The organism is Nocardia flavorosea (assembly GCF_015477805.1).
Taxonomy (GTDB): Bacteria; Actinomycetota; Actinomycetes; order Mycobacteriales; family Mycobacteriaceae; genus Nocardia; species Nocardia flavorosea_A.
This window is the reverse complement of the sequence record NZ_JADLQL010000001.1, coordinates 57,272-77,483: the sequence shown is the minus strand read 5'-3', so window position 1 is coordinate 77,483 and position 20,212 is coordinate 57,272. Positions and strand designations below refer to the sequence as shown.

Here is a 20,212-nt window from a genome sequence, read left to right as displayed (position 1 = left end):
CGAGGGTCGGGGATTCGGCGGCAGAACCCCGCGGGCCTACGGCACCGCGGAAACTACGCCAGCGCCGGTAGCAGGGCGGGCCCGATGGACGGCCCGTCGTGATGTAGGTCACCAACAGCTGGCACAACGGACGATAAGGCGTGCCCGAAATGTCGGCTGTAGCGTTTCCGGTGAGCGGGACCGAACCGTTCACGAGCTCGCGGTGGCGCGGTTCGGCGGCCGCGCGGAACAGGTACTTCCGGGGAAGGCGGCAGCCGGCCTCCCATCTGGCGGAACAGCACCGGCCGTTCGTGGCCCGGATGCGCTCACATAGGGCTTGTCGCGACGGCCGACCGCGCCGCCGGGAGAGGAATCCGATGCCATCCACCGCGCAGATCGCCGCCGCGGTCGCCGAATATGTTTCCCTGCTGGGAAAAGGCAGCGGCAAAGAAATCGGGGCACTGTACGACGAATCCGCCACCCTGGAAGACCCCGCCGGCGGCCCGGTCCGCAGCGGTCGCGCGGATATCACGGCGTTCTACAGTGCGCTCGACAATGTCACCACCACCGCGGAATTGATCACCATCCGGGTTTCCGGGGACAGCGCGGCATTTCATATGCGCGTTGTCACCACGATGCCGGACCAGGTCGTCACCATCGAGCCGATCGATGTGGTGACGTTCAACGACGAGGGACTGATCACCAGTATGCGCGCGTACTGGGGTCCGGCCGATGTCATCACCACACGAGGAGCGTGAACCGTGCGTGTACTGAAGGGCCGGGTAGCTGTCGTCACCGGCGGTGCGAACGGTATCGGCAAGGGGTTGGCGACCCGTTTCCTCCGAGAAGGGATGAAAGTCGTCGTCGCCGACAACGACGCCGCCGATCTGGAGCAAGCGGTCACCGAACTGTCCGAGCTCGGTGAAGTACTCGGTGTGCCCACCGATGTCGCCGACGCGGATTCGGTGCAGCGGCTCGCCGACGCGGCGGTGGACCGGTTCGGCGCCGTACATGTGCTGTGCAACAACGCCGGGGTCGGCGGCGCCCAGCACTTCTCGACCATTCCCCACGCCACCTGGGAATGGACGCTCGGCGTGAACCTGTGGGGTGTTGTCAACGGCTGCCGGATCTTCCAGCCGATCCTGGCTTCCCAGGATGAGGCATATATCGTCAATACCGCCTCCATGTCGGGTTTTCTGACCGGCGGATATCTGACCCCGTACAGCGTGTCGAAGGCGGGGGTGGTGGCGCTTTCGGAGGGGTTGTCCTTCGAATGGGCTACCGAGTTCCCGCATATCGGAGTAGCGGTGCTGTGCCCGGCCTACACCGCCACGGCCATCCGGCACGACGAGCGCAACGCGCCCCCAGGACATATTCCCCGCGCCGTCGCCGACCCGTCCCTGATCGAACATCAGGAGAAGGTGGACCGGACCATCGAACAGGAAGGGATGCCGGTTGCGCAGATCGCGGAACTCGTCGTGCGCGGGATGGCGGAACGCAAAACCCATATCTTCCCCCACCCCGAGTGGTTGAAATTGTGGACCGATCGGGTGGAACGGGTCTCCGCGCAGGCCGATTCACCGGCCACAGCGGGCTGACCTCCGCAAAAACCGCCTCCGACCGGGTCGGCGAGCACATCGATCGGTTCGAGCGCAGGGGTGATTGCGGGCGATCACCACCGCACTCGCCGGCCCCTGTTCCGATCACCTACTCCGAGGAGATGACCATGCCTGTTCCCCCGCTCGATCCCGATGTCCGAGCCCGCATCGACGCCCTGGGACCGGTTCCATCGATGCGTTCCCGGGGAATCGAACAGGTCCGCGCCGGGGTCGAGGCGATGCAACCGCCCGCCGAGACGCTGCCGATGGCCGAGGTCGAGAACCTCACGATTCCCGGGCCGTACGGGCCCATTCCGCTGCGCGTGTACCGGCCCACCACCGAGTCCGCCGCCCCGGCCGTCGTCCACCTGCACGGCGGCGGTCTCGCAATGGGGTCCAATGCCTCCTTCGAACCGCTCGCCCGGCAGATCGCCACGGCCACCGGTGCGACGGTGATCGGGGTCGATTACCGGCTGGCGCCGGAGTGGGGGGCGCCGGTGCAGCTCGAGGAGTCGTACGCGGCCACCGCCTGGGTCGCGGCGAACGCCGGCCGCCTGCGTATCGACCCTGGTCGGGTCGTGGTCCTCGGCGACAGTGCGGGCGGCGGTCTCGCGGCCGGCGCGGCCCTGCTGGCGAGAGACCGTGGCGGCCCGCGCATTTTCGGTCAGGTGCTGCTCTATCCGGGGCTGGATCGTGATATGGGCGCGGCGTCGATCGTCACCATGCCCGATGCTCCGATGCTGCTCCGTGAGGACATCGTGTTCATGCACGAACTCGTGGACTCCGCCTCGACCGGGCCGCAGGACTGCTACCGGGTTCCCGCCTACGCCGAGGACCTGTCCGGCCTGCCGCCGGCTATCGTGGTGACCGCCGAGGGCGACCCGATCCGCGACTGGGGCGAACGGTACGCCGGGCGGCTTCGGGACGCGCGGGTCCAGACCACCGTCACGCGGTACCCCGGTGTACTCCACGGTTTTCTCATGCGGCCGGAGAATTCGGCCCGCGCGACACTCGCGATCGCCGAGATCGGCGCCCTGCTACGTGCCAGGTTCGCGCACCCCCTGCCGTTCGGCTGAACGGCGGACCGGCTGTCGGCGCCGTCCCGTCCGGGCATTCTCCGGCGGACGGCGCACAGCGCCGCCCGTGCGGCCGCCAACCGGTCGATCCAGGCTCGGCGTACCTGGACCGGCCGGTATCAGCGCTGGTCGGAACCTACGTCGATGAGCCCTTCCCGGACCGCGGATTCGATGGAGTCCCGCATTTTCGCGCAGGTCGGACGTAACGCCCGCGCGGTGAGGTCCGGCGCCGGGGCGAATTCCACGCACCGCAGGCTCTCGGTCCACTGCACCGAGGTGTGGGCGAGGCTGTTCTTCTCGACCAGTACCCGGTTGCCGCATGCACGGCAGGAAAGCGGCTGCATATTCACTCCTGGGAGGGGGATTCCCGTGCCGTTCCGGTCGCCCGGAACGGCACGGACGAGATCAGCGCGGCGCGCCTGCTTCGGTCGGCTCTGCGCTCGCCTTGAAGGATTCGATCCGCGGGTCGGAGGTGACGAACCGGCCCGCCGCGAGATTCTCGTCGACTTCCTTCTGCCAGAAACTGATGGCGCGTTCGGTATCGATCTCGAACTCGAATCGCTGCGTCATCTCCGGGGTGACGTCCTCGACGTCGACGTAGAACTGCTCGTACCAGCGGCGCAGCTGATAGACCGGTCCGTCTTCCTCGCACAGCAACGGGTTGTCGATCTTGGCCTTGTTGCGCCAGATCTCCACATCCTGGACGAAACCGAGTTCGACCCCTTGGGTGAAGCTGCGCGCCATCTCCTGCGCCTGCTCCTCGGTCAGGCTTGCGGGCTTCTTCACCGCCGCGCCCCATTGCAGGACGAAACTGGTGGGCGAAATGGGGTAATGGCAGTTGATCAGCGCCGTTTCGATCTCACCGACCGGGGATTGGTTCCACAGGTAGTCGATCATGTAGGACGGCCCGTAATAGGCGGCTTCGGATCGGCCGACCGACTCCTTCTCCTTCGAATAATTCGTGCCCAGGTCCACATCGGCACGCGGTTTGCTGTTCATGTGCTGGCTGGCGATATGCCCTTCGAACACATTCTTGAAATACACGGGGAAGGAATAGTGGATATAGAAGAAATGTGCCATATCCACCACGTTGTCCACGATCTCGCGGCAATTCGAGCCTTCGATCGTCAACCGGCTCCAGGTGAACGGGGTCCACTCCCCCTCGTCGTACCCGGCAATCTCGGGGATGGTCACCTCGGGCGGCGGCGGATTTCCCTGCGGATCGTGCCAGACGAAGAGCTGACCGTTGCGTTCGAGCGTCTTCCACGACCTGGTGCGGGCCAGCGGCGGAACCCGCCGGGCGTACGGGATGCCCGCGCATCGCCCGTTCCCGGACCAGCGCCAGTCGTGGAACGGGCACGCCACCGCGTCGTCCTTGATCGTGCCCTGGGTGAGATCACCGCCCATATGCGGACAGTAGGCGTTGAGCACATTCAGCGAACCGGCGCTGTCGGCGAAGACGACCAGTTTCGTGCCGAACGCCTCGACGGCGTGCGGTTTCCCGTCGCGGAATTCGTCGAGCAGGCCGAGACAGTGCCAGCCGCGGGCATAGCGCGTCGGCGGCGGCGCCGATTCGATGACGCGAACCTCGGTATCGGGGTCGGACATGATTACCTCCTTGTTGACGCGAGATCGGCACGGTGGTGCGTTTTCGCACTCGGCCGCCGCTCGCAGACCTCACTGCCGCTTCGGCCGCGTTCCGGCGATCACTGCGTGCGCTGCAGGTTCGGCAACCGGCGAAACCGCTACGCGCGCAGTCCCTCACGTCGCTGCCGGCGGGACGAAAAGTTCCGGCCGGACCGACCATAGGTCAACGAACCGTCCCTGTCTGCCCATGCTCCCGGTCACCGGAACGGGATCCACACCGAAACAACGCTCGCCACCAGCGCCGGGCGCAGCGGGGTATCGCTATTTCGATCCGGTCACCAGTTCGCGCGCTTCGGGGCTGCCGTTCAGCGGCCGGGTGACCCGGCGGGTGACACACCAGCCGCTGTCGGTGCGGCGCAACTCGATCCGATGAACCCCGGCCCGCCAGATGTAGAATCTGCCGTCCTCCTGCCGCACCAGGATCGATTCGCAGATCGCCGCGGCTTCGTCGCCCTCGATACATTCGATATGGGGCGGGCCGAAGAAATGCGCGCTTCCGCCGCCGATGATGTTCTGGTGGGCGTCGGACAGAACCATGGCCCGCACCTCGGCGCGCCCGGCCATCCGCCAGCCTTCGACGTCGTATACACCGTCCTCGGCCCACAGCTCCGCTACCGCATCGGCCTCGCCCGCATCGACGAGCGGTCCGTAGGCGGTGAGTTTCCGGATGATGGCCAGTTCGTCCTCGAGCCGCTGCACCCGCGCCGCCAGGCCGGCCAGTATTTCGTCCCCGCTCATACCCACTGGCCTTTCGTGCCCGTCGACGGCCGGTAACCGGGGACGCTCAGGTCCTGCGAGCCGGTGCCCGTATCCGGCCGCCGGCCGCGCGCCACTCCTTCGATCATGTCTCTACCTCTCGTTTTCTCGGGTCGGCGCGGTTCGGTCCGAGTCACCGTGGGTCGCGGCCGGACCGTCGCACCGATCCGGCGTCGGCGGTACGGTGGCATGAAACCAGGTGCCGAGGATGCCCGGGCGCCGGATTCCGCTGGCCGGGAGTACCGCCGCTTCAACGGACCCTTTTGTCACGTTCTGCCGTATTGTCATACTCTGACGACATAATTGGACTCGCGCAATGCTTCCAGGCAGCGCAAGCCCGGTACGACAGGACGAAAGGGAGGCCCGGTGACCAAGTCGGCTCGCCCCACCCTCACCGAGCGCCGGGCGGCGGAACTGCGAAAAACCATCGCGCTCACCGCCCGGGATCTGTTCATCGCCGAGGGCAGCACTTCCGCCACCGTGGAGCAGATCTGCGCGATCGTGGGGATCTCGCCGCGCACCTTCCACCGCCATTTCCCGGTGAAGGAGGACGTACTCTCCCCGCTGTTCCGGCAGAGCGAGGAACTCATCGTCGAAATCCTGCGAAACGCATCCCCCGATACAGACCCGGTCGAATTGCTCGCGCACGCGTTCACCACCGAGGTCCACCGGAGCCGGATACCGGAATTCGACCGCAAGTTCATGGAGCTGATGATCCATACACCGCCGTACCGGCTGCGGTGGCTGGAATGGGGCGAAGGACTGTGCGGGGAGATCACCCGTTTCCTCGACCGGCATTACGATCTCGGCCAGGACCCGTTCCTGCGCGAACTGCCCGCCCAACTGGTGATGCAGACCATGCGGCAGGCCTATATCCACTGGGTCGACGCCGGCGATTCCGGTGAGTTCGCCGAGGTCGAGCGGATCCTGCTGCGCGGTATGCGCATGCTGCTCACCGGCATCGACGCCGCCACCCCCGGGCGGTGAGCCGTAACCACGGGCGTCCTTCCCGCTGAGCGGCGGTAGCCGGCCAACCCGGCCACCGCTGCGGTGACCGGGTGGTCACCGCAGCCGGGCGTCGGCGTCCGCGCCGGCGTAATCGGCGAGCACGAGGTGACAGACATCCACGACATTGCGCAGGGCCTCGGGGTATCCGATCCGTCCGGTGGTCCACAGGACCAGTGAATTGAGCATCGTGCTGCCGATCGACAGCGACGCCAGCCTCGCGCGCTCGGCCGGAACACCGTCCATCAACTCGAAAAGGGCCCTGCGGTTCGCCGCCGACCGCTCGTCGAGGGTGTCACGGACATACGGGTCTTCCGAGGTCTGTAGTTCCACTTCCAGGCGCGCGAAATTCGGTCCGCGCTGGAACGCTTTCATCTGCCGGGTATAGAGGTCGGCGACCCGATCGAGCACCGAGCCGTGTGCCCGGCCGCCCGCGGCCTTCTCCTGGGCGAGACGCTCGGCGAGAATCTCGTTCCAGGCGGCCATGGACGCCGCAAGCACATGCTGCTTCGCCGGAAAGTACCGATAGAGCGTGCCGAGCGCAACACCCGACCGCTCGGAGATCTCGCGCATCTGAATCCGGTCCGGACTCATCTCGGCGAGCATCCCGATCACGGTTTCGAGCACATGCCGCCGACGTTCGCGCTGCCCGGCGGTCATATCGTCGGGGCTCATCGGCACAGCAACGGAATCGGTCACGGGGAGCAGCCTAGTGGTCGTCACCTCGCGATCCCCTGGCCCGCTGCCGGGGGCGCGCAAGGTACCCGCCCGGTACGTCGTATGTCACTCGCCCTGACTCCTCCACGATGCCGAGCGCAGGCTCGTCTCGACCGGCCGAAGCCACCATCACGTCGATACGGTCGCCATGGGCAACCAGGACACGACCGGTGATCCGGTCGGCACCCGGTTCACCGCGGGTCCCTCGGCAGGCCGAGGATCTGCTCGGCGATCACATTCAGCTGAATCTCGAGTGTGCCGCCGCCGATCAACAGCGACGGCGTCGACAGGTAGGCCTTGGCCGCCCGTCCGCCACCGGCAACGTCTGGTCCGAGGCTGCCGACGGCCGCCTCGGACCCGAACCACTCGAACACCTGCGCGGCGGCGTCGGTGATGTGCCGGGCGGAAGCGGCTTTGAGCACGCTGGCCTCGACACCGGGCGCCGAGCCCGAAAGCCGCTGGAGAATGCTGCGGTGCGCGACGGCGTCGAGAGCGCCGGTGCCGGAGGTGATCCGGCCGAGTGCCGGCAGCGCCTCCGACCGGGCGGCGGGGTCGAGCGCGCGGACGACCTCGACCGGGTCGAAACGGTAGTTGCCGGCAACCGGGGTGGTGCCCATCGCTACCCGCTCGTTCGCCAGCGTCGTGCGCGCCACCTTCCAGCCCTCCCCCGGCGCGCCGACCAGGTCGGCGTCGGGTACGAACACGGCCTCGAGCGCAACCTCGTTGAACATGCTGTCGCCGTTGGCCTCCCGCAACGGCCGCACCTCCACACCCGGTGCGCTCATATCGACCAGGAAGAAACCGATTCCCCGATGCTTGGGGGCGTCCCGATCGGTGCGGGCCAGACAGATTCCCCAGTGCGCCTCGTGCGCTTTGGAGGTCCACACCTTCCGGCCGTCGATGCGCCAGCCGCCCGCCACCTTGGTGGCGGACGTGGTGAGCGATGCCAGATCGGAGCCGGCACCGGGCTCGGAGAACAACTGGCACCACACGATCTCGCCGCGCAGGGTCGGGGCGACGAGCCGCGCCATCTGGTCGTCGGTTCCGTACTGAAGGATCGACGGCAGCGCCCACTCGCCGATGACGGTGGTGGGCTGGGGCATCCCCGCGCGGTCGAACTCCTCGGCGACGATGAGCTGTCCGGCAGTATCCGCACTCAGCCCGTACGGTGCTGGATAGTGCGGCGCCACCAGGCCACGGTCGGCGAGCAGCACCCGCGCCGCCGGCGGATCCAGCGCGGCCGCCTCGGCGATGGTCGCGGATACTCCGGCCCGGAACTTCGGGCGGTCCTCGATGCCGAGAGCGGTGTGGCGCTCGGTGGTCAGTGCCAGGTCACCGGCGCGGCGGGCCCACTCTTCCGGCGAGCCCCCGAGCGCCAGCAGGCTCGCTGCCCGCCGCCAGTACAGGTGGATGTCGTGCTCCCACGTATTGCCGATACCGCCCAGCAACGTCAGGCTGTCCAGGACCATATCGACGGCCTCGCGGCGGCACACCGTCGCCGCCCGTGCCGCGGCGAGGGCCGCCTGCTGCGGGTCGCCGCCGTCCGCGGCCGTCGCCGCATCCCACACGGCGCCGGTCAGCACCTCGAGCCGGATGAACAGCTGCGCGCATTTGTGCTTGATCGCCTGGTACGACCCGATCGGCCGGCCGAACTGCTCGCGAATCTTCGCGTACGCCAGGCTCGTCTCCTGCGCCCAGCGGGCAATCCCGACGGATTCGGCGCACCCCAGGACGGCCGCCAGTGACGCCACCTCGTCCGGCACTGCGCCGAGGATGTGCTCGGCGGCAACTCTGACCTCCGACAGCTGGATCCGTCCGATATCGCGGGTGAGATCGACACCTTCTTCTGCGGTGCAGCCGATCCCGTCGAGGTCCGCGGGGACCACGAACCAGACAACCGTGTCCTCGCACCGACCGGCCAGTACCAGTACGTCGGCGCCGACGGCACCCAGGATCGGGACGGTGGTCCCGGAAGCGGTGATCTCGTCGCCGTCTCCCGCGAGCGTGACGGTTCCGGGTTCCAGCCCGCACGCGCCGGTAGCGCCGGCGGCGAAGCGCGGCAGCCACTCCTTGCGCGCGGCATTGGTGCCGTGCGCCTGGACCACGGCGCTCGCGGTGACCGTCGGCAGCAGCGGGCCCGGGATGAGGCCGTGTCCCGACTGTTCCAGCGCTACCGCGAGTTCCAGCAGACCCGCGCCGGCACCGCCGAACTCCTCGGCGAGGTGCAGCGACGGAATACCCATGGCCCCCAGCTGGTCCCAGTGGGCCGGCCGCTCGCCCCTCGCGAGTTGCGCGAACTGCAACCGGGTCCGATGAACGGGTGTGGCCCGCGCGGCGAAGCGCGCCAGAGAGTCTGCGAGCGCGTCGTGGTCGGGTCCGATACCGATCGCCATGCCGGATCAACCTTTCAGCTTCAGCACCTTGCGGGCATTCTCGTGCAGGAACTTGGGCCAGACACCGGCATCGAAAGGCACCTTCGGCATATCGCCGAAGATCCGGTCCAACGTCAGTCCGGCCGGGAAGTACCCGGCGTAGATGATCTTGTGGGCGCCGCGGGTGTTGGCGTAGTCGACGATGGCCTTCGGATAGTGCTTGGGCGCGAACGCGGACGTCGAATAGTAGAGATTCGGCCACTTCAGCATCAGTTTGACCGCCAGATCCTCCCACGGCTCGCAACCGTGCCGCGTAACGAAGACCAGATCCGGGAAATCGAACATCACATCGTCGATCAGTTCGACGTGCTGCACCGCGGACTTGACCCGCGGTCCGGCGATCCCGGCGCAGGCGAAGATCGGAATGCCGAGTTCGACACATTTGGCGTAGAGCGGGTACATCTGCGGGGCGTTGAGCGCGACCTGTGGGAATGTGCCCGCCGCAAAGGAACTCACCGAGACAATGCCGAACTGCTCGTATTCCCGGGTCATCCGGTTCAGCGTGCCCATGATGTCGTTGGGGTCGACCGCCGACCCCTGCGGCACGAACCGGTCCGGGTGGAGGCGGACCGCCCGCTGCCCCGACTCCTTGGCCATACTGACCATCCCGATCTCGATACCGTGCTTGTCCATCTCGCGCAGCGTCACCGAAATCGGATCGCCGGTGTCGAGGTCGCCGGGTACGCCCTTGAACATGTACTGGGCGGGCATGCTGAATTCGTCCCGGCTCTCCCGGTCCTTCGTCTGACGCTTGATGAAGGCGTACTCGTCGGCGCCGGATTCACGGAATCCGATATGTGTGTCGATGATCGGGATGCCGTTGTACGGAGTCATACGGCCGGCTCCTTCCGGATTGTCACGCCGTTCAGATCACGGACCGTGACGCGTTCGCGTTCGAGGATATCCAGGCTCGCTTCGACGTTGCCCGTATAGTCGGGGCCGCAATCGCACTGCCACAGCACGGCCTCGACCATTTCCTCGAGCGGCTCGGGCACGAACCACCGGGAGCCGACCATGTTCGACGCCACCGCCAGCGCTGCGGGCGTCGCTACCGCCGAGCGGGGGCGGACCGCATTCACTCGGATGCCGGTGCCGTTCAGTTCCGCGGCCAGGCCCGCGGTGAGACGATCCTGCGCCGCCTTGCTCGCGCCGTAGAGCGCGGTGCCGTGCACGTCCGCGTCCGGGTCGGCGGCACCCGCAGGCAGTGGTTCGACGGGCCGGATGTGTGCCGTGCCGCTGGTGATGTTGACGATCCAGCCCGCGCCGCGCTCCCGCATGCCGGGGATCACCCGCTGCGCAAGGTCGAGCGGCGCGTGCACGTTCACCTCGAATGTCAGGTGCGCACGCTTGGCCGGGTAGTCCCGCAGCGGCTGGAAGATCGCGGCAGCGGCGTTGTTGACGAGGATGTCGATCGGCCCGCCCAGCGCGCGTTCGGCCGCCGGGACGATACGCGCGCGGGATGCCGGATCCTGCAGGCTCGCTTGTACTGTCGCGACGCTGCCGCCGCCGCCCGCGATCAGTTCGGCGGTCTTGCGCAGGGAGCCTTCCAGCGGGGAATCGCCATCGTCGAGCGTGCGCGCCACGATCGCGACCGCCGCGCCCTCCGCCGCGAGCCGCTGCGCGATACCCGCTCCGATGCCGCGGCTCGCGCCGGTGACGATCGCCCGCCGCCCCTGCAGACGACCCGTCACGCGCCGAGCTCCACCGCGAGTTCGCGCGCGAACGTTTCGCGCAGCAGCACATCGTTGGGGTTCTCCGGCAGTGCGTCGAGTGGCCGGGCCACCTCCGACGGTGTGGGCCCGTACTTCGCCGCCAGTGGCGCCAGCGCCTCGAGATCGAAGTCGTACAGCTCGGCGGCGTTCGCGGCGAGCAGCTTCCGCAGCTCTGTCTCGGCGACGTCGTGCATCACCTGGCGGATGCATTCCCGCGTGAAGGGGTAGGTGCCCTCGTTGTGCGGGTAGTCGCTGCCCCACATGAACTTGCCCGCACCGAGGGTGTCGCGCGCGGCCATGTCCTGCGCCGACGGCATCGTCGCGCCGACCCATACATTGCGCCGGAAGTACTCGCTGGGACGCAGCGGCAACTGCTCGTCCTCGCTGTAGAAGAGCTCACCGATCCGTCCGGTGCGCTTGACGCGCAGATCCACGGTGTCCAGTTGGCGCATCAGATCCGGTGCCCATGCGCAGCCCTGCTCGGATACGGCGAACTTCAGCCGCGGGAACCGTTCGAAGACGCCCGAGAGGATCATCTGGACCAGCGGGCGCATCGAGTAGAAGCCCACCTCGTTGATGTAGAGCAGAGACGCGGTCTTGTACCGGCCGTAGTCCGGTAGCCCGCTGCCCGCGTGACTGTTGACCGGAACACCTAGCTCCTCACAGACTGCCCAGAGCCTGTCATAGGACGGGTCGTACAACGGTTTGATCCACTTGACGTCCGGCGCCAGGTTCGGGAGCAGGATCCCGCCGCGCAGTCCGTTGTCCTTGATCCATTTCACATCGGCTATCGCCTCGTCGACATCGTTCAGGAACACTTGCCCGACACCTGCACGCTGGGCGGGGGCGTCGGCGCAGAAATCCTTCAGCCAGCGATTGTGGGCCCGGATCCCGGCCAGACGCTTCTCGAAGTCCTCGGCGCGCGGCGGCCCCGCCAATACGGCGGCACTGGGAAAGAACGGCGGCACCGTGTTCGGGAACAGCACCTCGCCCACGGTTCCGTCATCCTGCGTTTCACGCAGGCGACGCTCGTTGTCCCAGTTGCGGGTTCGTCCGTCGTCGACGAGGTCGCGGTAGGGGTTCTTGTACCCGCCACGCCACTCGTCGAATTCGCTCTGCCACTTCGATTCGAGGTACGAGCGGTAGGTGGCGTGATCGGCGCCGGCATGGCTGTCTGCGGAGATGAGAATGTAGGGCGTTTCTGTTGTCACCATGGACACTCCCGGTCGAAGAATCGTTATTGAAACCGCGTTCTAGCTACAATTGGAGAATCGCTGAACAACAGGCGATTGTCAATACTCGCAGACACACTTACATAGAACATGCTTCTACATGAAACGATGCTACTCGAGGCCGTGGCTTCGAAAGAAGCTGATGACGCGGCCGGGGTTCCACCGGTTTCGCTACCGGCCGGCCACGCCGAAGCCGCGGAGATGCCGCAGACAGGCGGGGAGACGCCGGAACGGAACAGCGTGCGGCCGGCCGTCGGCCCGGAAACACGCGTCGCTGCCGCTGTCCACGAAAACAACAATCCCGCACAGGAACCGCGCAGCATCCGACAGTATGAAGACCACCCGGTCCCGCCAGATCGCCGGCGTCCGGCGAAACCACCGATCGGCCGCGGGAGCCGCTCGGTGGCCGGCATCGGCGAGCTGCTTCTTCAGTAGCGGTGCCAGGATGGCACCAGGCGCGAGCACATCGGGCCGGATCCCCGCACCCGCCCATTCCACCGTCACGGCGTGATGCCGGGCCCGGCGGGTCACCGCGATCTCGGATGCGGCGTAGGCGACCGAGGGCGCGGTCCGGCCGAATATCCGATTGCGCACCGACTATCGGAGTTTCTGGGTCCCGCCGTCGACCATGAGCGTCTGACCGGTCATGTAGTCGGCGTCCGCGCTCGCCAGAAACACCGCGACGCGCCCGATATCCTGTTGTGGATCACCGAAGCGCCGCAAGGGGACCCGGCTCAGCATGGCATCTTCGACACCGGGATTCGCCTCGATATACGCGCGCACCCCTTCGGTGAGCGCCAGCGGCGAGATGACGTTCACAGTGATGTTGTCGGCGGCCCATTCGTTGGCCGCCACGCGGCTGACTGCCCGGATCGCCTCCTTCGCCGCGGCGTAGGAAGCCTGGGTGGCCTGCCCCTCGATGCCGGCACCGGACGCGAAATTGATCACGGTGCCCGCGGTCTCCCGAAGATGCGGGTACGCGGCCTGCATCAGCCGCACCGTCGGGTAGAACCCGGTATCGAACGACAGGTCGAACATCTCCTGCGTGGTGTCGACCAGCGGGGCCTGCCGCGAGGCGTGGGCATTGTTGACCAGGATATGCAACGCGCCGAAGGTCTCGATCGCTGCCGCACAGATCTTCTCGGCGCTGCCCGCTTGCGCGATATCGATATCGACATACTTCGCCCGGCCCGGGAGTTCCTGCTCCAGTGCCCGCCCCGCCTCGGCGTTGATATCGGCGAAGACGACCGACGCTCCCTCGTCGGTGAAAGCCCGCACGATCCCGCGGCCGATACCACCGGCTCCGCCGGTGACGATCGCGACTCTTCCGTCGAGTCTCACGTGTGTTCCTTCCGTCCGGAAACTACTGTTTCAACCGAATTGCCGCGGTAGCAGCATCATTCGGTCGGCGGCGGAAGCAGCTTCTTCGCCGAGGCACGCGCCTCCAGCAGCAGCTCGGCCCGGTTGTGCCCGCTGTTCTTCTCGGCGGCCGCCTCGAACTGCTTCACCACGACGACGGGGCCATTGGCGAGGTTCGCCAGACCCTGGGCCGCGACATCGCGGGGTTCGGAGACCAGCAGCCCGGGCCGGTCCATCTTCAGGCCCGCCCGGTCCATGGCCGGTGTACGGGTGAGCCCCAGCACCAACTCCAGGACGTCGACGTCGTAGTCCTTCATCTCCAGCCACAGTCCTTCGGCGAAGGTGCGGCAGAACGATTTGACCGCCGAATAGACACTGATCTGCGCCGATCCCAGATAACCGCTCAGCGAACCCACCAGTAGTAGCCCGCCCCGGCGCCGTTCCCGCATGGGCGCGCCGAAATGTTGCACCAGTTTCAGCTGGGCAGTGATGTTCAGGTCGATGACGTCCTGGAAGCGGTCGAGATCACCGGTCACGAATTCGTGCCCGTAGGTGTTGGCGCCCGCGTTGTAGATGAACAGGCCGACCTCGAGATCATCGGTGGCCTCCCGGATCCGGTCGAACGCATCCGCGGCCAGCAGATCGACCGACAGTGTCCGCACCTCGGCGCCGTGAGCGCGGCAGGCCGCGGCGGTGGCTTCCAGCGGCTCCGGCTTGCGCGCCAGCAGCACCAGGTTCATCCCCTGCTCGGCGAGCTGGGTCGCGAATTCGGCCCCGACCCCCTCGGATCCGCCCGCGATAACGGCCCACGGCCCATACTTCTGCATATCCATGTTTCTCTCCTCGTTCCGAGTCGAAACCGGGCTCACACCTCATCCACTCAGGCTGATGGCACCCCCGGAAGAACCGCTGTCGAGGCTAGAGTCGGCAGCGCACCGTGCGGTGCCGACTCCCACTGAATGGATTCGGGCGCGTGCCCGGATCAGGCGCGGCCCCGGCACGCGGCATCGACCGCCGGGTCGCGAACCACCGCGGGCGACCCGCATTCATCGGGATCGCGGGTCTATCGCTTCCGGTCCCATCGCGACGCCCGCGATGTGTTCGTGGCCGGCTTCGCCACTGCTCATCGGCGGTTTCGAATTTCGGCGATCGCCGGCCCGTTCATGTCCGACGCCGGACCGCCCCCACCGCGCAACAGAGACAACCGGCCGGACCGACCGCGGCCGTGCCGGCGTGCCCTCCGGTTTCTCCGGGGTTGGGCGCGCGGTATCCCGACTTCATCGAAACTCCCGGCGGTAGCGATCCGCGACCTACCCGACCGGAGCACGCGGATACCGGCAGACGGGCAATATGCGGTCGCTGCGGCCCGCAGGTGTGGGATGACCCCTATTCAGCGGTGCGCATCGCCGCGACCCTCGCCCATACTGCCGGGTCGGTGCGCGGACCGCCCGCGGTGTTCGCGCCGTACCGTTCGATCTCGGCCGCGAGATCCAGTGGCGCGGTCATCGACGCACCCCGCAGCGCTTCCTCGACCTGCTCGTCGGGGACTAGCCAGCACACCTCGAATTCGATACCGTCGGGGTCGCGGCCGTACAGCGCCTTGGTCGAGCCGTGATCGCCCGCACCCGTCAACGCTCCGGCCTCGGACAGCCGCTGCCGCGCCGCCACGAGGTCGGCCAGTGTCTCGACCTCCCACGCCACGTGATACATCCCGACCGATCCAGGCGCCGGGACGGCCGCGCTACGGGATTCGAACAACCCCAGGTCGTGATCGTTGGCCGAGCCGGCGTGCCGCAGGAACGCGCCACCGGGAAAGCCACCGGGAAGCCGCTGGAACCCGAGTACTTGCTCGTAGAAGGACAGACTGCGCGCGAGATCGGAAACGTACAGGACGATATGGTTGATTCCGCGCATATCCGGTGGACCTCCTCGGCCGTAGGTTTCGTCCGCCCGGCCGCCGGCAGCGGTGGCGGACCCACATCTGCACCATCATGCGTCACCCGGCCGGCGCTATCACCGGTCTTCCCGACGACCAGGACACCGCACCGGCCGATCCGCCGCGGTTTCGCCGAGTATCCGATGTATTCGATTGCCACGGCCGTTCCAACCCTCGTGCGGGCGCTGTCGGCGATACAGCCCGGTCGACGGCCGGCCCGCGCCGCCGGATGTTTCCACTCACCGGTAACCGGACAGACAACATGATCGTCCGGTCGATACGTTCCGGAGTTGTCCACCGGTTGCCGTCGGGCCCGGTGGTCCGGATGCGGAGGAGGCCCATGATTTCGGCGGACGCGATACCACTCGACCAGGTGCCGCAGGGGCCGGTCACCTCTTTCCGATGCCGGGTGCAGGATTCGTGGATCGACTTCAACGATCATATGAATGCCATGTATTACGGCATCATCGTCTACCGGGGGCAGGCGGAGTTCAGCGCGCTCATCGGAATGGGCGGCGACTACGTCGAGCAAACCGGACTGGGCAAGGTTGTGGTCCAGTCTTCGCTCGGATACGAGCGCGAGGTGCGGCGTGGCGACGAACTCGAGATCCGTTCCTGGCTGCTGGGCGCCGACGACAAACGTATTCACGTTTTGCACGAGGTGTTCAGCCTGGACACACAGCGCCGGGTAGCGGTCGGTGAACAACTGGACCTGCACTTCGACCTGACCACTCGGCGTTCCGCCCCGATGACCGCCGACCGGCAGCGTTACCTGGCGGAGTTCAGCCGGATCCAGACCGCCGCCGGGCTTCCCGAGGGCATCGGCCGGGTGGTACGCGGACCACGAGCACGCTCGCCACTCACGTAACAGCGCGCAACGTCCCACTCGGTGGAAAAACGGCACGGACCTGCCGTCCTCATCGCATAACCTCACCCGGACCCAGGAGAAGACGCCGCAGGTGAGTCACCGGATCGGAGAACCGACGCCATGACGAGAATGTCCGGGAAGGTCGCGTTGATCACGGGAGCGGGCCGGCAGCCCGGGCGGGCGTGCGCGCTGCGGCTGGCCGGGGAAGGCGCCGATATCGTGGCGCTGGACCGGCCCGGTCACAACTCGGAAGCCGGCCTGGCAGCCACCGCGGAACTGGTGCGCGCACTCGGACGCCGGGCCGTAACCGGTATGGCCGATCCCAGCGATACCGCCGCAGTCGCGGCCGCGGTACAGGCCGGTGCCGATGAGCTCGGCCCGCTCGGCAGCGTCGTGGCGATCACCGGGACGCCCGGCTCCCACGCTCCCTCGTGGGAGATCGACGACGACACCTGGCACCGCACACTGGACACGATCGTCACCGGCGCTTGGCAGATCGCGAAGGCAGGCATTGCGTCGATGAGCACGGCCGGCGGGTCGGTGGTCTTCGTGAGTTCCACGGCCGCCGTGAAATCCGTTCCGGCGGCATCACACAGTTCGGCAGCCGAGCATGCGGTGACCGGGCTGGCCAGAACGCTGGCCAACGAACTGGCGCCACAGCACATCAGAGTCAACACCGTCCATTCGTGCCCCCGTGCTACCGCGGCGCTGCTACCGGTCGAGGTCGAGCCCGGCGACGTCGCCGATGCCGTCCTGTTCCTCGCATCCGACGAATCCCGTTGTATCACCGGCCTGCAGATGATCGTCGACGCCGGACTCACCCAGAAGGTGGCGTGATGAGTGGACGGCTCACGGGCAAGGTCGCCCTGGTAACCGGCGCCGCGCGCGGTATCGGGCGCGCCCAGGCGGTGCGGTTCGCCGAGGAAGGCGCCGATATCATCGCACTCGATATCTGCCGCCCGGTCGAGCATTCGACGACCCCCGGGGCCACGCCGGACGATCTCGCGGAAACCGTCCGCGCGGTGGAGGCGCTCGGCCGTCGCATTCACGCTATCGCAGACCGATGTGCGCGACCCCGGCGAACTCGATTCCGCGGTCGGCACCGGCGTCGCCACGCTGGGCCGGTTGGACCTCATCTGTGCCACCGCGGGTATCAGCTCGGCCGCACCCGCCGTCGCGCTGGATTCCCACCGCTGGCAGACGATGCTGGACGTGAACCTCACCGGGGTATGGCGTACCTGCAAGACCGGTATTCCCCATATCCTCGCCGGTGGCCGGGGTGGATCCATCGTGCTGGTCAGTTCGATCGCCGGGCTCCGCGGCCTGATGAACGTCGGTCACTACACGGCCGCGAAGCACGGCGTGGTCGGGTTGATGAAATCACTGGCCCAGGAATTGGCTCCACACCACGTACGCGTCAACACCGTGCACCCCGCGAACACCCGGACCACGATGATCCAGAATGCCTCGACAATGCGGACGTTCTGCCCGGGCGAAGACGATCCGACGCAAGAGCAGTTCGAGAACGGCCTACGCTCCATGCATCTGCTACCGACAGCCTTCATCGAACCGGATGACATCGCCAACGCCAGTCTGTTCCTGGCGTCGGACGAATCGCGTTTCATCACCGGTGTCACCCTTCCGGTGGACGCCGGTCACTGCGTGAAGTAGGCGGCCTCGCGCGCAGGTGGTCGGGTCGCGAGCGGCAAGAATGCGCAGTATGGCTGCGGGAACAGGATTTCGTTACCCGCGCCGACCGGTACTGGAATGCCCGGGGCCCACCGCGCGGTGGGCCCCGGGGCTGCGGCGCTCTCAGCCGAGACTGAACGGCTGACCCCATACGGTGACGATCTCCTTGGCGGTAGCCGTTTCGACCTCCACCTCGGTGAACACCCTGGCCTGCGCGTAGCCCGCGCAACCCGACAGCCCGATGGTGCTGTTGTGCCAGCTCACGCTGCCGTTGGTACCGGCGATCGACGAGAAGGGCCGATGCGATTCCGAACCGAAAGCGTCGGGGGCTTCCAGGTCCAGCAGGTAGAACTTCTTGGCCTGCCCCGGTCCCAGACTCAGGTTCCCGCCGAGACTGGTGCCGGCCGACTGGTTCTCGCCCGCCCAATCGCTGTTGTAGTTCGCACCACCGTTGGCACCGCCGCCGGCGATATTCACCTGGCAGCCGACCACATAGCCGGGTTTGATCTTGGAGCGTGCCGGCGCCGAGAGTTCGACCTGGGCGCTGCCCGACACCCAGGCATTGCGGTGCAAGGGGGTGGCGCCCATGGACGGGCTGATCGTGGCCGACTCACCGACGACGCGCAGTGTGACGGTGGTGCCGTCACCGAGAGTTTCGGTGACCGCTGCCCCGGGCAGCGGTACGAAGGTGTCGGCGCCGGCGGTGCCGGTGGTCAGCAACCCCACCGATGCGGCCGCCACGAAAGCGGCGCGGACGAGTTTTTCGGGATTCATCATTGCGTAAACCTCTCCGGGTTCATTACATGTCGAGAAGATGAGCGGCCGGTATCGGATCCGGCTCATCCGATACTGAACGGCGCCCCGTAGAGAGTGGTCTTCGAATAATGATCGCCGATGATTTCCACCACCGTGTAGGCCCTGGCCTGCGCGTAACCGCCACAACCCTGGATTTCTATCTCGAAATCCCGGTATCCGAGACTGTAGACACCCGGCTTCAGAATATCTTTGAAACCGACCCGGACGAATTCCACCTCCCCCGGGCCGAGCTGGATGCCGACTGAACCACTCAATCCGCCACCGTTCGTGCTGGCATTTCCGGAAAGTCCTGCGGTGACGGCCCTGTCGCCGATGCTGACCTGGCAACCCACGATATAGCCGGTGCTGACCTGCGAGGCGCCGTGGGTCGACGAATTGTTCGTACCGGGCATATCCGCCGGTGTCGAATAGGGTCCCGGGCGTTCGACCGTCGGTGTATGGACGACATCGGCGGTGACGGTGCCCGATACCCACACCACTCGGCCCGCACCGTTGGCGGCCATCGACGGTGACACCACCGCGTGTTCGCCCGTACGACTGATCGTCGCCCCGGGAGCGGCCTGGTGGCCGTCGGGAAGCGGTACGAAGGTATCGGCCGCGGCGTGGCCGGCGGCCAGCACTCCGACGGTCGCGAATACCGCACTTACGCCGCCCAGGCGCGTACCGCGACGGACGCCACGGGCATACGGGTAGCGTGGGACATTTGCTTTCATCTGTTGACCCTCATCTCGATCGAAAGCGGACATGCCGGCATCGGCAATTTTTTCCGGAATGTCACCGGAAGAATATGGACAGGCCACTACGCCACAGGTCGTGCTCATAGTCGGGAGAATGAGCACACGAAAATTCCCGGCAACAGTAAATTGTCTGGGCGAAGCGATTACGATCCGCCGAACGGATTCATTCGGGGTTCGGCACAATGGATGCGACGATATCGCCGCGCCGGTGATCAGGGCGTGGCGATACGCCCGCCGTCCGATATTTCGGCCGGTGGGCAGAACACCGCAACGAACCGGGCTATAAGGATTGGGTCGCGGTCATGACGTTCCCTTCTTCTCCTCCGCCGGCCGCGAAGCGCGCGAATACACGCGCGTATGCGGAGGTCCGCGGCCACCGGCCCGCGATTCTCGTCCGGCCGATCAGGCGGGTGGCGGAAATACGCGGACCGGCCGCTGCGTAGCGGTCGGCAACCGTTTACCTCGACCGGTGCGAACACCACGCAGCGAAAACCTCTTCGTGACGCCGGTGTATTCCGGTCGATTCGCCACCGACATTAAGTCGCCGGTACGAAAGAGACCATCGCCACTCCCGCTGAGCGAGAACCGCGGTGGCCACGTGCCGGTGCACACCGCAGCCGGGGCCTGGACAGCGCCCGGCCCCGGGCCTACCG

The 20,212-nt window shown here is 66.9% G+C and carries 20 protein-coding genes and 1 pseudogene; 7 read left to right on the top strand and 14 right to left on the bottom strand.

Annotated features, from left to right (window positions below; translation table 11 throughout):
- Positions 1 to 356 precede the first annotated feature (356 nt).
- The 3 genes from IU448_RS00375 (at position 357) to IU448_RS00365 (ending at position 2,653) form a co-directional block, all read left to right on the top strand.
- Positions 357 to 737: a nuclear transport factor 2 family protein gene (locus tag IU448_RS00375; RefSeq protein ID WP_195053490.1), complete on the top strand. Its 381-nt coding sequence runs from the start codon at positions 357 to 359 to the stop codon at positions 735 to 737.
- A gap of 3 nt (positions 738 to 740) precedes the next feature.
- Positions 741 to 1,577, top strand: coding sequence for an SDR family NAD(P)-dependent oxidoreductase (locus tag IU448_RS00370; RefSeq protein ID WP_195053489.1), 837 nt, complete (start codon positions 741 to 743; stop codon positions 1,575 to 1,577).
- A gap of 128 nt (positions 1,578 to 1,705) precedes the next feature.
- Complete coding sequence (locus IU448_RS00365) at positions 1,706 to 2,653, top strand: alpha/beta hydrolase (RefSeq protein WP_195053488.1); 948 nt, start codon at positions 1,706 to 1,708, stop codon at positions 2,651 to 2,653.
- Positions 2,654 to 2,772: 119 nt separating this feature from the next.
- Here the strand turns inward: IU448_RS00365 and IU448_RS00360 are convergent, their stop codons facing one another.
- The 3 genes from IU448_RS00360 to IU448_RS00350 form a co-directional block, all read right to left on the bottom strand.
- Positions 2,773 to 2,997 carry a hypothetical protein gene (locus tag IU448_RS00360; protein ID WP_195053487.1) on the bottom strand — a complete coding sequence of 75 codons (225 nt, stop codon included), beginning with the start codon at positions 2,995 to 2,997 and terminating at the stop codon, positions 2,773 to 2,775.
- A gap of 61 nt (positions 2,998 to 3,058) precedes the next feature.
- A complete protein-coding gene (locus tag IU448_RS00355) occupies positions 3,059 to 4,261 on the bottom strand; it encodes a Rieske 2Fe-2S domain-containing protein (protein WP_195053486.1) in 1,203 nt (400 codons plus the stop codon).
- Positions 4,262 to 4,561: 300 nt separating this feature from the next.
- Positions 4,562 to 5,038, bottom strand: a complete 477-nt coding sequence (locus tag IU448_RS00350; RefSeq protein ID WP_195053485.1) for a nuclear transport factor 2 family protein — start codon at positions 5,036 to 5,038, stop codon at positions 4,562 to 4,564.
- 384 nt (positions 5,039 to 5,422) lie between these two features.
- Here IU448_RS00350 and IU448_RS00345 point away from each other — a divergent pair, with 384 nt between their 5' ends.
- Positions 5,423 to 6,043, top strand: coding sequence for a TetR/AcrR family transcriptional regulator (locus IU448_RS00345; RefSeq protein ID WP_195053484.1), 621 nt, complete (start codon positions 5,423 to 5,425; stop codon positions 6,041 to 6,043).
- A gap of 75 nt (positions 6,044 to 6,118) precedes the next feature.
- Here IU448_RS00345 and IU448_RS00340 read toward each other — a convergent pair whose 3' ends face one another.
- From IU448_RS00340 to IU448_RS00300, 9 genes are all read right to left on the bottom strand, one after another.
- Complete coding sequence (locus IU448_RS00340) at positions 6,119 to 6,736, bottom strand: TetR family transcriptional regulator (RefSeq protein WP_195054938.1); 618 nt, start codon at positions 6,734 to 6,736, stop codon at positions 6,119 to 6,121.
- A gap of 233 nt (positions 6,737 to 6,969) precedes the next feature.
- On the bottom strand, positions 6,970 to 9,171 hold the full coding sequence (locus IU448_RS00335) for an acyl-CoA dehydrogenase (RefSeq protein WP_195053483.1): 2,202 nt from the start codon (positions 9,169 to 9,171) through the stop codon (positions 6,970 to 6,972).
- A 6-nt stretch (positions 9,172 to 9,177) separates the two neighbouring features.
- Positions 9,178 to 10,044, bottom strand: a complete 867-nt coding sequence (locus IU448_RS00330; RefSeq protein ID WP_195053482.1) for an amidohydrolase family protein — start codon at positions 10,042 to 10,044, stop codon at positions 9,178 to 9,180.
- Positions 10,041 to 10,901, bottom strand: a complete 861-nt coding sequence (locus tag IU448_RS00325; protein WP_195053481.1) for an SDR family NAD(P)-dependent oxidoreductase — start codon at positions 10,899 to 10,901, stop codon at positions 10,041 to 10,043. The genes IU448_RS00330 and IU448_RS00325 overlap by 4 nt, the downstream gene beginning before the upstream one ends.
- Positions 10,898 to 12,136 carry an amidohydrolase family protein gene (locus IU448_RS00320; RefSeq protein ID WP_228811970.1) on the bottom strand — a complete coding sequence of 413 codons (1,239 nt, stop codon included), beginning with the start codon at positions 12,134 to 12,136 and terminating at the stop codon, positions 10,898 to 10,900. The genes IU448_RS00325 and IU448_RS00320 overlap by 4 nt, the downstream gene beginning before the upstream one ends.
- A gap of 189 nt (positions 12,137 to 12,325) precedes the next feature.
- A complete protein-coding gene (locus IU448_RS00315; protein ID WP_195053480.1) occupies positions 12,326 to 12,748 on the bottom strand; it encodes an SDR family oxidoreductase in 423 nt (140 codons plus the stop codon).
- A gap of 3 nt (positions 12,749 to 12,751) precedes the next feature.
- A complete protein-coding gene (locus tag IU448_RS00310; protein ID WP_195053479.1) occupies positions 12,752 to 13,495 on the bottom strand; it encodes an SDR family NAD(P)-dependent oxidoreductase in 744 nt (247 codons plus the stop codon).
- Positions 13,496 to 13,551: 56 nt separating this feature from the next.
- Entirely contained in the window at positions 13,552 to 14,346 is a 795-nt protein-coding gene (locus IU448_RS00305) for an SDR family NAD(P)-dependent oxidoreductase (RefSeq protein WP_195053478.1), read from the bottom strand.
- A 553-nt stretch (positions 14,347 to 14,899) separates the two neighbouring features.
- A complete protein-coding gene (locus tag IU448_RS00300; protein ID WP_195053477.1) occupies positions 14,900 to 15,427 on the bottom strand; it encodes a VOC family protein in 528 nt (175 codons plus the stop codon).
- A gap of 362 nt (positions 15,428 to 15,789) precedes the next feature.
- Here IU448_RS00300 and IU448_RS00295 point away from each other — a divergent pair, with 362 nt between their 5' ends.
- From IU448_RS00295 to IU448_RS00285, 3 genes and pseudogenes are all read left to right on the top strand, one after another.
- Positions 15,790 to 16,317 carry a thioesterase family protein gene (locus IU448_RS00295; protein WP_195053476.1) on the top strand — a complete coding sequence of 176 codons (528 nt, stop codon included), beginning with the start codon at positions 15,790 to 15,792 and terminating at the stop codon, positions 16,315 to 16,317.
- A gap of 120 nt (positions 16,318 to 16,437) precedes the next feature.
- A complete protein-coding gene (locus tag IU448_RS00290) occupies positions 16,438 to 17,154 on the top strand; it encodes an SDR family oxidoreductase (RefSeq protein WP_195053475.1) in 717 nt (238 codons plus the stop codon).
- A pseudogene (locus IU448_RS00285) lies at positions 17,154 to 17,988 on the top strand (mycofactocin-coupled SDR family oxidoreductase). The gene IU448_RS00290 and the pseudogene IU448_RS00285 overlap by 1 nt, the downstream one beginning before the upstream one ends.
- Before the next feature lie 141 nt (positions 17,989 to 18,129).
- Here the strand turns inward: IU448_RS00285 and IU448_RS00280 are convergent.
- Positions 18,130 to 18,783 carry an MspA family porin gene (locus IU448_RS00280; RefSeq protein ID WP_195053474.1) on the bottom strand — a complete coding sequence of 218 codons (654 nt, stop codon included), beginning with the start codon at positions 18,781 to 18,783 and terminating at the stop codon, positions 18,130 to 18,132.
- 62 nt (positions 18,784 to 18,845) lie between these two features.
- On the bottom strand, positions 18,846 to 19,535 hold the full coding sequence (locus IU448_RS00275) for an MspA family porin (RefSeq protein ID WP_195053473.1): 690 nt from the start codon (positions 19,533 to 19,535) through the stop codon (positions 18,846 to 18,848).
- Positions 19,536 to 20,212: the final 677 nt, after the last annotated feature.